The organism is Serratia sp. FS14, from assembly GCF_000695995.1.
Taxonomy (GTDB): Bacteria; Pseudomonadota; Gammaproteobacteria; order Enterobacterales; family Enterobacteriaceae; genus Serratia; species Serratia nematodiphila.
The window spans coordinates 3,511,335-3,524,146 of record NZ_CP005927.1; the positions used below are offsets into that span (position 1 = coordinate 3,511,335).

Genomic DNA, 12,812 nt, shown 5'->3' on the forward strand with positions numbered 1-12,812 from the left:
TTATGCGCGCGTGGCGATGCGTTCGCCCAACAGCCCGGAGGGGCGGAAAACCAGCACGGCGATCAGCACCAGAAACGCGAACACGTCCTGGTAGTTGCTGCCGAATACGCCGCCGGTCAGCTCGCCGAGATAGCCGGTGCCCAGCGATTCGAACAGGCCCAGCAGCAATCCGCCGAGCATCGCGCCGCGCAGGTTGCCGATGCCGCCGAGCACGGCGGCGGTAAACGCCTTGATGCCGGGCAGAAAGCCCATCGAGAAACCGGCATTGCCGTAGTTGCTGGCCATCATGATGCCGGCGACCGCCGCCAGCGCGCCACCGAGCGCGAAGGTCAGAACGATGATGCGGTCAGGACTGATGCCCATCAGGCCGGCGACCTGCGGGTTTTCCGCCGTGGCGCGCATGGCGCGGCCGAAACGGCTGTGTTCGACCAGCAGCCAGAGACCGGCCATCACCGCTACGGCCACCGCCAGCGTGACGATCGCCGTGCCGGTGATCACCGCCGGCGCATGTTCGGCGCTGCCTGCGGTCAGGGCGATGGGTGTCATCGGCAACAGCTGCGGAAACATCAGGGGATTGCGTGACCAGATCAGCATCGCCAGGGTTTGCAACAGCAGCGAGACGCCGATGCCGCTGATCAGCGGGGCCAGGCGCGGTGCATTACGCAACCGGCGATAGGCCAGACGCTCGATCGCCATCGAGGTGATGGCGCAGACCGCCATGGCGCACAGGGCTGCCAGCAGCAGCGTGGCGTAGGGCGATAACGCGGGAAAGTGGTGTTGCAACACGTTTATCGCCGACAGCGCGCTCAGTGCCCCGACCATCAGCACGTCGCCGTGCGCGAAGTTGATGATGCGCAGGATGCCGTACACCATGGTGTAGCCGAGCGCGATCAGCGCATAAATGCTGCCGAGCATCAAACCGTTGACGGTTTGCTGTACCAGCGTATCCATAAGGAGAGTCCGGAGATAATGAGTCAGAGGCTCACAGTAGAGAATTTAAAAAATTGTAAAATACGGAAAAATACTTTCTTATACAAAAAATGAGTGATTTTAATGTGTTGATTTTTATGTATATTAAATCCATTCCTTCAGTTTCGATTTCCCAAAAACAGTCAATATATGAAAAAAACAGAACAGTACGATGAGCCATTGCCGATGCTGCCGAACGATCCGCCGCTGCGCGCCGTGCGGGCGTTCGAGGCCATCGCGCGCCTGGGTGGCATCAGCGCGGCGGCTAACGAGCTGATGATTTCGCCTTCGGCGGTCAGTCATCAACTCAAAACGCTGGAGGCATTTTTGCAGATGCCGTTGACCGAACGGCAGGGGCGTAACCTGGTGTTGCGCAGCGAGGGGCGGGAGTACTACCGCTCGATTCGCTCGGCGTTCAACGTGCTGCGCCAGGCGACCGAACACGTGCGTGAACAATCCGCGTCGCGGCAGGTGACCATCAGCCTGATCCCGCTGTTCGGCATGGGCTGGTTCATTCCGCGGCTGCGCGGTTTTCTGCGTGAAAATCCGGATATCGACATCAATGTGGTCTACGCCAACCACCGCAATTACCTGAGCGACGCCGCCGATCTGTCGATCCGCTTCGGGGTCGGGCAGTGGACCGGCTATCGCAGCGAGAAGCTGATGTCCGGAAAAATGGTGCCGGTGTGCAGCCGGGCATTCAGTAAACTGCACGGTCTGCTCGATACGCCGGATCAGCTGGCGACGCTGCCGCTGCTGCACGACGAGGAGCGCAATACCTGGATGCAATGGTTTCAGCAGGCCGGCGTCAAGCGCCCGCTGCGCAGTATCGGCCCGATGTTCGAGGATGGATTGTTGACGTTGGCGGCGGTGCAGGCGGGGTTAGGGTGCGCGTTGATGCGTGAACCGTTAATCGCCCACTACCTTGAGAGCGGTGAGTTGATCAAAATGTTCGATCTGCCGATCGATGACGGCCGCGATTATTACCTGTGCGCTCGACTGGATAGCGAGCTGTCGCAGGAAGGCGAAAATCTGCGGCAGTGGCTGCGCCGTGAGGCGGCGGAAAGCCGAGGGGATTAAGCGCCGTTTGGCCATGGCGGCGCGGAACCTTCGAACCGCCCAGCCTGGCGCGGCGATTTGCGCGGCTTGATAGCCGGCAAGAAAAGAAATGTCACAACTGCGGCGCCTATCACACCGTGCAGATTGCATTTCATTCCTGGCCGCCATAACCTGACAAGAAACGGATTGTTACTGACGCGATCAGGCAAAACCTAACTTCTCTCCCGGCATCGAACATGGCCGGATGGGCGGTTAGGTTTTTTTTGCAAAAAGGAGAAGGGAATGAAACTTGTCGTCGCTAATGACTACCAGGAAATGAGTGAGTTGGCCGCCAGCCTGTTGTTGAGTTACATACTGCGCCCGCAGCGCGTCAATCTGGCTATCACCGCCGGCTCGACGCCTAAACGGATGTATGAGTTGTTGGCTCCGCGCGTCAAGGGCCACGCGGAATTCGCCAACGCGCATTACTATAATTTCGATGAAATTCCTTACGCCGGCCGATCGGGCTATGGCGTCACCATGGAGAATCTGCACCGTATGTTCTTTGGCCCGGCGGCGATCCCCGAGCGGCAACTGCATGTCTTGAATTCGGACAACTACCTTCAGCACGATCGGCGTATCGCCGAGGATGGCGGGCTGGATGCGATTGTGATGGGCGTCGGAGCCGACGGGCATTTCTGCGGCAATCTGCCGGGCACCACCGCCTTCGAAGACCGTACCTGTCGGGTGCCGGTTTCCGCCAGGCCGGATATGGCGGACATTTTGCTCAAAGAGGTGGGCGGCCGCACTGAATGGTTGCCCGATCATTACGTCACCCTGGGGCCGGCAAGCGTGATGGCCGCCAAAAAGCTGGTGCTGCTCGTCAACGGTTCGCACAAAGCGGACATTATGCGGCGCATTGTCAGCGGGCCGGTGGAGAGCGGAGTGCCCGCCAGCATTTTGATGCTGCATCCGGACCTGTTGATTATCGCCGATCGGGAGGCCGCGGCGCTGCTGCCTTAAGCGTTCATCCGGCGCGTCTCGCCTCAGAACCAACGGTCATAACCTGCAACCAAAGCGTCTTTCCCTGCGGCGCAGAATCAGGCTAGAGTGCGCTTTTCATGCACCTGGGGGATTCCGATGCTGTTCGATTTAAACCAGCAGGCGGCCGAACTGCCTGAGGCCTGGCGCTCTGCCGTGCTAGGCCGCGTCGGTGCGGCCAATATCAAAGTGCTGCGCATGGATGCGCGCAGCATTGCGGATGAAGTGCATGATTACAGCGAAGGGTTGCTGGTGATCAGCGGCCACCTGCGGCTGCAGGTGGCGGGGGAAGAAGTGGTGGTGCGGGCCGGTCAGCTGTATCAGGCCGCGGCCGGCGTGCCGCACCGCGTGTTGCCGGGCAGCGCAGGCACGCTGGTGATTGTCGATTTGCCGGAAGATCAAGCGCCGTCGTTGGGCTGAGGCTGCGCCAGAAATCTGACAACGCCCTGGAGAAAGCGTTGTCTGCCGGCGTTATCTCTATCGAGATGGACAAAATGTGTTGCTTCAGGAATGACCAGCTTTTCGGCTGAAGGGGCATCTTTCATGATGGCGTCAACATCCTCGGGCCGGCTCCAGAAATCCCGCTCCGAGCGAACAACCAATACGGGAACGGTGGTTAAGGCGGTTGCCGACCACTGTTTTCTGCCCATCGCCAGTTCAAAGCTGTCAGCCATTGCACCGGTCGGTGCGCGGAAGCTGTGTGGCGTTCTGCGCTGCGAGGTGTTGTCCGATGCCAGTGCGGCATCACCGTAAGCGCGTTTAACTGTCTCATCACGCCACTGTGTTTTATCCGCCACGGGAATGCTGTTATCCCAGGCAACAAACAGACTGTCCCGCGTGCTCAGGTTCCAGCCGCCAAATTTGGCTGCGTTGAAATGTCCCGGGTTTTGAGGATCGTCCAGCGGCGATCCCTGGCCCAGCAGCGGGTGGTGGGTGGTTCCGCCATAAAGCGTGTTATAAAGCACCAGTCGTTCCACATTCTGTGGGTATTGGGCCGCATAAGCGCCCGCCCAGTGTCCTCCCGTCGCCCATCCCAGGAGGTTAACGCGAGGGGCGCCGCTCCACGCCTGAATAGCCTGCACGGCGTGAGCGATATCGGCCACGGCATCCGCAGTGCGGATTAAAGGCGCCGATTGGTCTGGGGGGCTATTCATCGCGGCCGGGCGGCTGGATAGCCCATACCCCCGCAGATCGAGGATGTACACTCGAAAGCCTGCAAATGCCAGATCTGCCGCCAGAGAGCCGCCTTTGACAGGCAAGTCAAAGGAGGCGAGGCCGGGAACCCGCGCGCCATGAATCAGCAGCACAGGCGGTTGCGGTATCTTGCCTTCAGATTTCAGGCGGACTTCCCTGACATGGAGTTGCTCTCCGTCCGCAAGCACAATGTACCTGTCTGTTCGCTTTATCGGCGCGGAGATTTCATTTTCTTTCGATGCAGCCAGTGTGGGTGATGCCGACATCACAAGGAGGGCCAGCAACATATTTAGGCTTCGGTAAGTCAGTGACAACGATCTGAGTATGCTCATTGTTATTTCTGCTCCGCGAATATATACAGAAAGCATCTTCTGGCGGCCTTGCTTGTGTGTCTAATACTATCGTGAGGCTTTCTTAATACGTTTAAGGTATCGCGATATGCTCACCCTGCGTCAGCTTCGCCAGTTTCTTGCTGTTGCGGAGACCATGAATATCAGGAAAGCGGCAGAGCGCCTGCATATGGCTCAGCCGCCCCTTACCGCTGCGATCCGTCATATGGAAGAGACGTTGGGCACCCGGCTTTTTGAACGAACTAATCGTATAACGGCGCTGACGCCGGCAGGCAAAGTGTTACAGAAAGAAGCGGCTGCGACGCTGATGCAGATGGAACGGTCGATGTTGCTGACACGACGCGCCGGCCAGGGAATGACGGGGGCTTTGCGCATCGGTTTTGTCGCTTCCGCCGTCAGACATCTGCTTCCCGAAATAGTCGCCCGTTTTCACTTTTCCTGTCCGGAGGTCGTCCTTGAACTGAAAGAAATGACCACCGCGCGACAGGTTGTGAGCCTTTTGGAAGACACGCTTGATATTGGCATTGCGGTTTTACCTGTTCCTGAATACGCCATACCGAAACTGTCTTGCCATCCATTTTTTAGCTGCCCGCTGATTGCCGTTATGCCGAGTAAACATCCTGCCGGAACAAGCGACGTTCTTTCGCTTTCTGCCCTGGCCAGGGAGCCGTGGGTATTGTTTCCCGAGCAGGAAGGGCCAGGTCTCTATCGCGCTATCATTGAGGCCTGCGAAAAGGCAGGATTTGCTCCTGAGGTTGTTCAGCAAGCCGTGCAGATGGAAACGATAGTCGGCCTTGTTGCTTCGGGATTAGGAGTCAGTCTGGTCCCTGAATTCATGCAAAAAAGCGGCTGGGCAAACGTTTCTTTTTGTCGGCTTAGTGGAGAACAGATCCTGTATCAGGTTGCTTTGATTCACAAGCCGGAAAATACCAATCCTCACGTCGCAGATTTTGTCACAAACGCGGTTCCTCCACAGCCATAGGTAAAACGCGCCGGAGTTTGAACCGCATTCAAGAATCGATTAGGCGCGGTTGCCCAGGGCCCTGAGCGCCACGTTTACCGCCGCCAATAACCGCGCCTCGGTGACGCTGTCACGCGCCTGAATCGACAGGCCGTGAAGGAATACGGCGAAATAGTCTCCCAGGCTGTCGGCGTCGGTGTCGGCCGGCAGTTCGCCGGTTTGCACCGCCTGGCGCAGCCGTTCGACGATCTGCTGCGTGCGCTGCAGCCGGTGCTCTGCCAGCCAGGCTTTGAGCCCGTCGTTTTCTGCGCTGACGCTGGCGGCGGAGGAGACCACCATGCAGCCCTGCGGCAGATCCGGCCGGCTATAGAGCCGCACGGCATCTTCCAGCAGGCGTTTGATCGCCGGGCGAATGCCGCTTTCCTGCGCGAAGGCGCGATCGGCAAAGCCGCCTTCCTTGGTTTCGTAACTGGCGATCGCCTCGCGGAACAGCTGCTCTTTGGAGCCGAACGCTTTGTAGATGCGCGCGGAAGCAATACCCAATTCCGCCACCAGATCCGACATCGAGGTGCCTTCGTAACCCTGCCGCCAGAATAAGTTTCGCGCCTTCAAAAGCGCCTGTTCGCGATCGAACTCGCGCGGTCTGCCTGCCATTCGCTGCTCCAATTTACCTGCCATTCAGCGACATAGGATCGCTTAAATCGGCGGGAATACCAATGCCTTTATAAATTTCGCTTGCGGTCGCCGCGCTTTGCTTCTATTGTTTGTCAATCGACAACCAATAGGAGTTTACGATGAAAACCCTCAAAGGTCCAAGCCTGCATCTCGCGCAGTTCAGCGATGAGACAGCGCCGTTCAACAGCCTGCCCGCCATTGCCGAGTGGGCGGCGCAGACCGGTTTTAGCGCGTTGCAGATCCCGGCCTGGGATCGGCGTTTATTCGACGTGGCCACCGCTGCGCAAAGCCAAACCTACTGCGACGATCTGACCGGTATGTTGGCGGAGCATGGGTTGGTGGTCAGCGAACTGACCAGCCATATTTTCGGCCAACTGATGGCGGTGCACCCGGCTTACGATGCGCTGTGCGACAGCTTCGCGCCGCCGGCGCTGCACGGCGATGCCAACGCGCGCGGCGAGTGGGCGCGGCAGCAAATGCTGCTGGCGGTAAAAGCCTCGGCGCGGCTCGGGCTCAGCGAGCTGGGCACCTTTTCCGGTTCGCTGGCCTGGCCCTATCTGTTCCCGTTCCCGCAGCGCCCTGAAGGATTGATTGACACCGCGTTCAACGAGCTGGCCAAACGCTGGCTGCCGGTGCTCAACGCCTGCGACGAGCAGGGCATCAACCTGTGCTACGAAATTCACCCGAGTGAAGATCTGCATGACGGCGTGACCTACGAGATGTTTCTGCAGCGCGTCGGCAACCATCCGCGCTGCCGGGTGCTGTTCGATCCGAGCCATATGGTGCTGCAGCAGCTCAACTATCTGGAGTTTATCGATATTTATAAAGAGGTTATCGGCATGTTCCACGTTAAGGACGCCGAGTTCAACCCGACCGGCCGCCAGGGCATTTACGGCGGTTATCAGTCATGGATCGATCGCGCCGGCCGCTTCCGCTCGCTGGGCGACGGCCAGGTCGATTTCAACGGCATTTTTTCCCGTTTGACGCAGTACGGCTATTCGGGCTGGGCGACGCTGGAGTGGGAATGCTGCCTGAAAAATCCGCAGGACGGCGCGCGCGAAGGCGCGGCCTTCATTCGCGATCGCATCATCCATGTCACCGACAAAGTGTTCGATGACTTCGCCGGTGCGCCGGTCAACCCACAGCAGATCAATGCGTTGCTCGGCATTCGCTGAGCCTGATCCCACAGGGAGTTAACCCCATGAAACAACAAGAGAACGAGATCCTGTTGCAGGATCTCGGGGCGGAACACGTCTATACCCAGGTCAATGGCCAACGTATCCACTGCGTGATAGCCGGTGAAGGGCGGCCGGTGTTGCTGATCCCCGGCTGGCCGCAAACCTGGTACACCTGGCGCCATGTGATGCGCGCCTTGGCGGCGGCCGGTTTTCAGGCGATCGCCGTCGATCCGCCGGGCATCGGCGGCTCTGACAAGCCCGCTGGCGGCTACGACACCGGCAGCATCGGTGCGGCGTTGCACGCGATGATGGCGCAACTGGGCCACGAACGTTACCAACTGGTCGGCCACGACATCGGCATGTGGGTCGGTTACGCCATGGCGAGCGATTTCCCGCAGGCGGTGGAGCGCCTGGTGCTGACGGAGGCGGTGATCCCCGGTCTGGCGCCGCCGCCGCCGATTTTCGTCGCGCCGGAGGAGAACATCTTCCTGTGGCATTTCATGTTCAACCAGTTGGCGGATTTGCCGGAGACCCTGACCCAGGGGCGCGAACGGGAGTATCTTGGCTATATCTTCAACCGCTGGTCTTATCGGCGCGATCGGGTGGCGGCTGAGGTCTATATCGCCGCCTATTCGGCGCCGGGCGGCTTGCGCGCCGGATTCGACTATTACCGGGCGATCCCGGAGACCGTTCGCCAGAACCGAGTGCGCGCCGCCACGCCATTGACGATGCCGGTGCTGACCGTGGGGGCGGAACACGCCACCGGCGACGCGCCGCTGACGACGCTGCAGGGCAATGCGCGCGATCTGCGGGGCGAAACGGTCGCCGGCTGCGGCCATTTCATCACTGAGGAGTGTCATGAGGCGTTTATCGCACTGATTACGCCGTTCCTGGCGGGAGAACAACATGCCGCTTGATGAACGCATCGCCGCCTTTTTGACGGCATCGGTCGACGCACTGCCACCCGCGTCGCTGGCGGAAATGCGCACGGCCACGGAAACCGGTTTGCGCTTGCTGCAGGGCGAAGCGGCACCGAGCGGCGGCGTCAGGGACTATACGGTGGTCGCCGCCGATGGGCACCGGATTGCGCTGCGCGCTTATCTACCGGCGGGGGAAAGGCGCGCTGCCGCACAACCGGCGATGCTGTTCGCCCACGGCGGCGGCTGGTGCCTCGGTTCGCTGTCGCTGTATGACCAGCCCTGCCAGGCGCTGGCTAACGCAACCGGCCGGGTGATCCTGTCGGTCGACTATCGTCTGGCGCCAGAGTATCCGTTTCCGCAGCCGCTGGAAGATGTCTATCAGGCGCTCTGCTGGGTGGTGCAACAGGCGCCGCAGTTGGGGATCGACGCGCAGCGCCTGGCGGTGGGGGGCGACAGCGCCGGGGGCAATCTGGCGGCGGCGGTCTCGCTGCTGGCGCGGGATCGCGGCGGCCCGCATATCGAGCGTCAGCTGCTGCTGTATCCGGCGCTCAGCCGCGAAATGGCGACGAGGAGCTATCGCGAGTTTGCCGAGGGGCACTTTCTGACGCGCGACGCGATGGTATTTTGTTGGCAGCAGTATCTGGCTCAGCGGCGCGAACCCTACGGCGAACCGCTGCACGCCGCCACGCTGCGCGGGTTACCGCCGGCCACCATTCTGAGCTGCGAATATGATCCGCTGCGCGATGAGGCCGAGGAGTATGCGCAGCGGCTGCGCGAGGCGGGCGTGGCGGTACGCTGCGAACGGTTGCCGGGCATGGTGCATGCCTGCATACACATGCTGGGGCTGACCCCGGCGGCGCGGCGCCTGTTCCAGCTGGCCGGCGAGTGAAAAAAAAGCCCCGCATTGCGGGGCGTTTGGCTATTCATCAGACACGCGATTAACGGCCGGCGACGGTGACAAAGCGCGTTTCCAGGTAGGATTCGATCGCTTCGCTGCCGCCTTCGGTGCCGTGGCCGGAGTCCTTCACGCCGCCAAACGGCGTTTCCGGCAGGCCGAAACCGATGTGGTTGATGCTCAGCATGCCGCTCTCCACGTCGCGCCCCAGCGCATTGACGGTGGCGATGTTGCGGCTGTAGGCGTAGGCGGCCAGCCCGTACGGCAGGCGGTTGGCTTCGGCGATCGCCTCGTCGTAGGTGGCGAACGGGCGCAGCAGGGCGACCGGGCCAAACGGCTCTTCCGACATGGCGCGCGCGCTCAGCGGCACGTCGCGCAGCACCGTCGGCTCGAAGAAGTTGCCTTTGCCCGCCACGCGTTTGCCGCCGGTGCTGGCCTTCGCTCCGTGGGCGATAGCGTCCTGCACCAGCGCCTCGATATTGTCGACGCTGCGGCCCAGCACCATCGGGCCCATCGTCACGCCGTCTTCCAGCCCGTTGCCGAGCTTGAGCTCACGCACAGCGGCGGTGAATTTCTCCACGAAGGCCTCGTAAACGCCTTGCTGGATCAGGAAGCGGGTCGGGGCGATACAGACCTGGCCGGCGTTGCGGAACTTCGACTGCGCCAGCTCTTTGGCTGCCGCGTCGAGATCGGCGTCGTCAAAGATCAGCACCGGCGCGTGGCCGCCCAGCTCCATGGTGGCCTTTTTCATATGCTGGCCGGCCAGCGCCGCCAGATGTTTGCCCACGCGGGTGGAGCCAGTGAAGGAGATCTTGCGAATGGTCGGGTGTGGGATCAGGTATTCCGAGATTTCCGCCGGGGTGCCGTACACCAGTGCGATCACCCCGGCTGGGATACCGGCGTCGGCGAAGGCTTTGATCAGCTCTGCCGGTGAGGCCGGGGTTTCTTCCGGACCTTTGACGATGATGGAACAACCCGCCGCCAGCGCGGCGGACAGCTTGCGCACGATCTGGTTAATCGGGAAGTTCCACGGCGTGAAGGCGGCCACCGGGCCGACCGGCAGTTTCAGGGTTTGCTGCTGCACGTCGCGGGCGCGGGACGGAATGATCTGCCCGTAGGTGCGGGTGGCTTCGCCGGCGAACCAGTCGATAACGTCGGCGGCGTTGAGAATTTCAATCTTGGCCTGCGCCACCGGTTTGCCCTGTTCCTGCGTCATGATGGCGGCGATGGCGTCGGCGCGTTCGCGCAGCAGCGCAGCGGCTTTGCGCATCAGGTTGGCGCGCTGGTGTGCGGCGGTGTTGCGCCAGAGGTTAAATCCGCGCTCGGTGGCGGCCAGCGCCAGATCGAGATCCTCTGTGGCGGCGTGCGCCACCTGACCGATGACCTCGTCGCTGGCGGGGTTGGTGACAGGCAGGGTTTTCCCGGCCAGCGCGTTGCGCCATTGTCCATCGATATACAGTTGAGTATCCGGATACATTGTTGCCTCTTGTTTACGGAGTGGTCAGGGGCCGCTGAGTTTTGCGATGCGGCGCGCCTGAATGGGACAGGGATCTTAACCCTACGCCGAATGGCGGCGATCGTCCAGGCGAGGGGCACGAAAGGACCAGGGCGGCTACTCAATCGGCGATGTTTTGGCTATGCTGAGCAGATTGTCAGCACGGATGAGGAGGTCGGGTGCAAGGGGTTCCACAACAGTTTCCGTTCGAGAAGGATTGCGCGCAGTTCCGGCATTTGTCGCATCTGCCCGGCGTCGAACTCTATCAGGCGCACATTGAGCGCTATGCCTTCGAGCCGCATACCCATGACGCCTTCGCCATCGGCACCGTAGATACCGGAGCCGAGCGTTTTCGCTATCGCGGGGCGCAGCATTTGGCGGCGCCGGGCGCGCTGGTATTGATGAACCCGGACGAGCTGCACACCGGCGAAGCCGAAACGCCGGGCGGTTGGTGTTACCGCATGCTCTATCTGGCGCCCGAGGCGCTGGAGCAGCTGTCCGGCGATCGGAGCCAGTGGTTTACCGAGGCGGTGCGTCACGATCCGCGGGCGGCGCAGCGCCTGTCCGCCATTCTCGCCATGCTGTGGCAAACCGAGGATCCGCTTACGCTCGACGGCCTGCTGCTGGAGGCCGTCGAGTTGCTGCACCCGCATATCCGTACCGGGCAGCGAGAGAAAGCCGAGGCGGCGCACCGTTTCGAGGTGGTGAAAAGCTACCTGCACGATAATTATGCCGAGGCCGTAACCCTCCACCAACTGGCCGATCTGGTCTCGCTCAGCCCGTACCATTTCCAGCGCAAGTTCAAGGCCGAATATCACGTCTCGCCGCAGCAGATGCTGATGGCGATCCGGCTGTCGCAGGCTAAACGCATGCTGGAGCGCGGCATACCCGCCGCACAGGTGGCGGCGGCGGCGGGGCTGACCGATCAGGCACATCTGACGCGCGCGTTCGCTAACCGTTACGGCGTCACGCCGGTGCGTTTCCAGAAACAGGTGAAATTGGGCTAAAACAGCAACCTGCTACAATAATTCCTCCCCGCGTTTTCGCTACTCTGCCGCTGTCTTGCCGGGCGGGTTGGCCGCGCCGGCCGTTTGTCGGAGTCGTTATGTTCATTGGCGTTGTGTTTGCCCTGGCCGCCGGGCTGATGTGGGGACTGATTTTCGTCGGCCCGCTGCTGGTACCGGACTATCCCGCCGCGCTGCAGTCCACCGGGCGCTATCTGGCCTTTGGGCTGATTACCTTGCCGCTGGCCTGGTTTGATCGTCGTCGTCTGCGCAAGCTGCGGCGCCAGGATTGGCTGGAAGCGCTCAAGCTGACGGCCATCGGCAATCTGCTGTACTACCTGTGTTTGGCCAGCGCCATTCAGCGCACCGGTGCACCGGTCTCGACCATGATCATCGGCACCTTGCCGGTAGTGATCGCCATTTGCGCCAATCTGTTTTACGGCCGGCACGACGGGCGCCTGGCCTGGGGCAAACTGGCGCCGGCGCTGCTGCTGATCGTCTGTGGATTGGCGTGCGTGAACGTCGCCGAGCTGCGCGGCAATGCGGTATCGATCGACGGCTGGCGCTATCTCAGCGGTCTTGGGCTGGCCGTGTTGGCGGTGGCGTGCTGGACCTGGTTCCCGCTGCGCAATTCACGCTGGCTGCGGGAGAATCCGACGCAGCGGCCGGCCACCTGGGCCACGGCGCAGGGGCTGGTGACGCTGCCGCTGGCGCTGCTGGGCTATCTGGCTGTCTGCGGTCAGCTGGCGCTGAGCGAGCCGGCGTTCGCCTTGCCGTTCGGCCCACGCCCCGAGGTGTTTATTCCGCTGATGCTGATCATCGGCGTGTTCTGCTCCTGGCTGGGGGCGCTGTGCTGGAACGAAGCCAGCCAGCGGCTGCCGACGGTGTTGGTGGGGCCGCTCATCGTATTCGAAATTCTGGCGGGGCTGGCGTATACCTTTCTGCTGCGCCAGGCCTGGCCGCCGTTGCTGACGCTGGCGGGCATCGTCTGTTTGATCGCCGGCGTGGTGTACGCCATGCGCATCAAGCCGCAGCCGGTGGTGGTGGCGCTGGAGGACAAGCCGAGGTGACGCCCGCCGCAGCGGCGGGCGT

General features: G+C 61.6%; 13 protein-coding genes. 9 read left to right on the plus strand and 4 right to left on the minus strand.

Features of this window, described 5'->3' with window-relative positions:
• Positions 1-951: a branched-chain amino acid ABC transporter permease gene (locus L085_RS15965; RefSeq protein WP_004938163.1), complete on the minus strand. Its 951-nt coding sequence runs from the start codon at positions 949-951 to the stop codon at positions 1-3.
• Between the two features lie 168 nt (positions 952-1,119).
• Here L085_RS15965 and L085_RS15970 point away from each other — a divergent pair, with 168 nt between their 5' ends.
• The 3 genes from L085_RS15970 to L085_RS15980 all read left to right on the plus strand — a co-directional run bounded on the left by L085_RS15970 (position 1,120) and on the right by L085_RS15980 (position 3,468).
• Positions 1,120-2,049 carry a LysR substrate-binding domain-containing protein gene (locus tag L085_RS15970; RefSeq protein ID WP_044031173.1) on the plus strand — a complete coding sequence of 310 codons (930 nt, stop codon included), beginning with the start codon at positions 1,120-1,122 and terminating at the stop codon, positions 2,047-2,049.
• Between the two features lie 261 nt (positions 2,050-2,310).
• Positions 2,311-3,030 carry a glucosamine-6-phosphate deaminase gene (locus L085_RS15975; RefSeq protein WP_044031174.1) on the plus strand — a complete coding sequence of 240 codons (720 nt, stop codon included), beginning with the start codon at positions 2,311-2,313 and terminating at the stop codon, positions 3,028-3,030.
• A 117-nt stretch (positions 3,031-3,147) separates the two neighbouring features.
• The gene (locus tag L085_RS15980; RefSeq protein ID WP_044031175.1) at positions 3,148-3,468 is read left to right on the plus strand and encodes a cupin domain-containing protein; all 321 of its coding nucleotides are present in this window, start codon (positions 3,148-3,150) and stop codon (positions 3,466-3,468) included.
• Here L085_RS15980 and L085_RS15985 read toward each other — a convergent pair.
• The gene (locus L085_RS15985; RefSeq protein ID WP_065426065.1) at positions 3,447-4,574 is read right to left on the minus strand and encodes an alpha/beta hydrolase; all 1,128 of its coding nucleotides are present in this window, start codon (positions 4,572-4,574) and stop codon (positions 3,447-3,449) included. The genes L085_RS15980 and L085_RS15985 overlap by 22 nt on opposite strands.
• A gap of 106 nt (positions 4,575-4,680) precedes the next feature.
• Here L085_RS15985 and L085_RS15990 point away from each other — a divergent pair, with 106 nt between their 5' ends.
• On the plus strand, positions 4,681-5,574 hold the full coding sequence (locus L085_RS15990) for a LysR family transcriptional regulator (protein ID WP_044031177.1): 894 nt from the start codon (positions 4,681-4,683) through the stop codon (positions 5,572-5,574).
• A gap of 39 nt (positions 5,575-5,613) precedes the next feature.
• Here the strand turns inward: L085_RS15990 and L085_RS15995 are convergent, their stop codons facing one another.
• Positions 5,614-6,207, minus strand: coding sequence for a TetR/AcrR family transcriptional regulator (locus L085_RS15995; protein ID WP_044031178.1), 594 nt, complete (start codon positions 6,205-6,207; stop codon positions 5,614-5,616).
• A 140-nt stretch (positions 6,208-6,347) separates the two neighbouring features.
• Here L085_RS15995 and L085_RS16000 point away from each other — a divergent pair, with 140 nt between their 5' ends.
• The 3 genes from L085_RS16000 to L085_RS16010 are packed head-to-tail and all read left to right on the plus strand — an operon-like array spanning position 6,348 to position 9,215.
• A complete protein-coding gene (locus tag L085_RS16000; protein WP_044031179.1) occupies positions 6,348-7,403 on the plus strand; it encodes a sugar phosphate isomerase/epimerase in 1,056 nt (351 codons plus the stop codon).
• A 26-nt stretch (positions 7,404-7,429) separates the two neighbouring features.
• Positions 7,430-8,323, plus strand: a complete 894-nt coding sequence (locus L085_RS16005) for an alpha/beta hydrolase (protein WP_044031180.1) — start codon at positions 7,430-7,432, stop codon at positions 8,321-8,323.
• Complete coding sequence (locus tag L085_RS16010; protein WP_044031181.1) at positions 8,313-9,215, plus strand: alpha/beta hydrolase; 903 nt, start codon at positions 8,313-8,315, stop codon at positions 9,213-9,215. The genes L085_RS16005 and L085_RS16010 overlap by 11 nt, the downstream gene beginning before the upstream one ends.
• Before the next feature lie 49 nt (positions 9,216-9,264).
• On the opposite strand, the gene L085_RS16015 is transcribed toward L085_RS16010, so the two are convergent.
• Positions 9,265-10,698, minus strand: a complete 1,434-nt coding sequence (locus L085_RS16015) for an NAD-dependent succinate-semialdehyde dehydrogenase (RefSeq protein WP_004938137.1) — start codon at positions 10,696-10,698, stop codon at positions 9,265-9,267.
• Between the two features lie 197 nt (positions 10,699-10,895).
• Here L085_RS16015 and L085_RS16020 point away from each other — a divergent pair, with 197 nt between their 5' ends.
• Both L085_RS16020 and L085_RS16025 read left to right on the plus strand, forming a co-directional pair.
• Positions 10,896-11,723 carry an AraC family transcriptional regulator gene (locus L085_RS16020; RefSeq protein ID WP_004938135.1) on the plus strand — a complete coding sequence of 276 codons (828 nt, stop codon included), beginning with the start codon at positions 10,896-10,898 and terminating at the stop codon, positions 11,721-11,723.
• Positions 11,724-11,821: 98 nt separating this feature from the next.
• The gene (locus L085_RS16025) at positions 11,822-12,790 is read left to right on the plus strand and encodes a DMT family transporter (RefSeq protein WP_044031182.1); all 969 of its coding nucleotides are present in this window, start codon (positions 11,822-11,824) and stop codon (positions 12,788-12,790) included.
• The last annotated feature ends 22 nt before the right edge of the window (positions 12,791-12,812 follow it).

Bases quoted from the DNA above. Each gene is read 5' to 3' on its own strand.
- L085_RS15965 (WP_004938163.1), bottom strand. From the start codon at position 951: ATGGATACGCTGGTACAGCAAACCGTCAACGGTTTGATGCTCGGCAGC.
- L085_RS15970 (WP_044031173.1), top strand. From the start codon at position 1,120: ATGAAAAAAACAGAACAGTACGATGAGCCATTGCCGATGCTGCCGAAC.
- L085_RS15975 (WP_044031174.1), top strand. From the start codon at position 2,311: ATGAAACTTGTCGTCGCTAATGACTACCAGGAAATGAGTGAGTTGGCC.
- L085_RS15980 (WP_044031175.1), top strand. From the start codon at position 3,148: ATGCTGTTCGATTTAAACCAGCAGGCGGCCGAACTGCCTGAGGCCTGG.
- L085_RS15985 (WP_065426065.1), bottom strand. From the start codon at position 4,574: ATGAGCATACTCAGATCGTTGTCACTGACTTACCGAAGCCTAAATATG.
- L085_RS15990 (WP_044031177.1), top strand. From the start codon at position 4,681: ATGCTCACCCTGCGTCAGCTTCGCCAGTTTCTTGCTGTTGCGGAGACC.
- L085_RS15995 (WP_044031178.1), bottom strand. From the start codon at position 6,207: ATGGCAGGCAGACCGCGCGAGTTCGATCGCGAACAGGCGCTTTTGAAG.
- L085_RS16000 (WP_044031179.1), top strand. From the start codon at position 6,348: ATGAAAACCCTCAAAGGTCCAAGCCTGCATCTCGCGCAGTTCAGCGAT.
- L085_RS16005 (WP_044031180.1), top strand. From the start codon at position 7,430: ATGAAACAACAAGAGAACGAGATCCTGTTGCAGGATCTCGGGGCGGAA.
- L085_RS16010 (WP_044031181.1), top strand. From the start codon at position 8,313: ATGCCGCTTGATGAACGCATCGCCGCCTTTTTGACGGCATCGGTCGAC.
- L085_RS16015 (WP_004938137.1), bottom strand. From the start codon at position 10,698: ATGTATCCGGATACTCAACTGTATATCGATGGACAATGGCGCAACGCG.
- L085_RS16025 (WP_044031182.1), top strand. From the start codon at position 11,822: ATGTTCATTGGCGTTGTGTTTGCCCTGGCCGCCGGGCTGATGTGGGGA.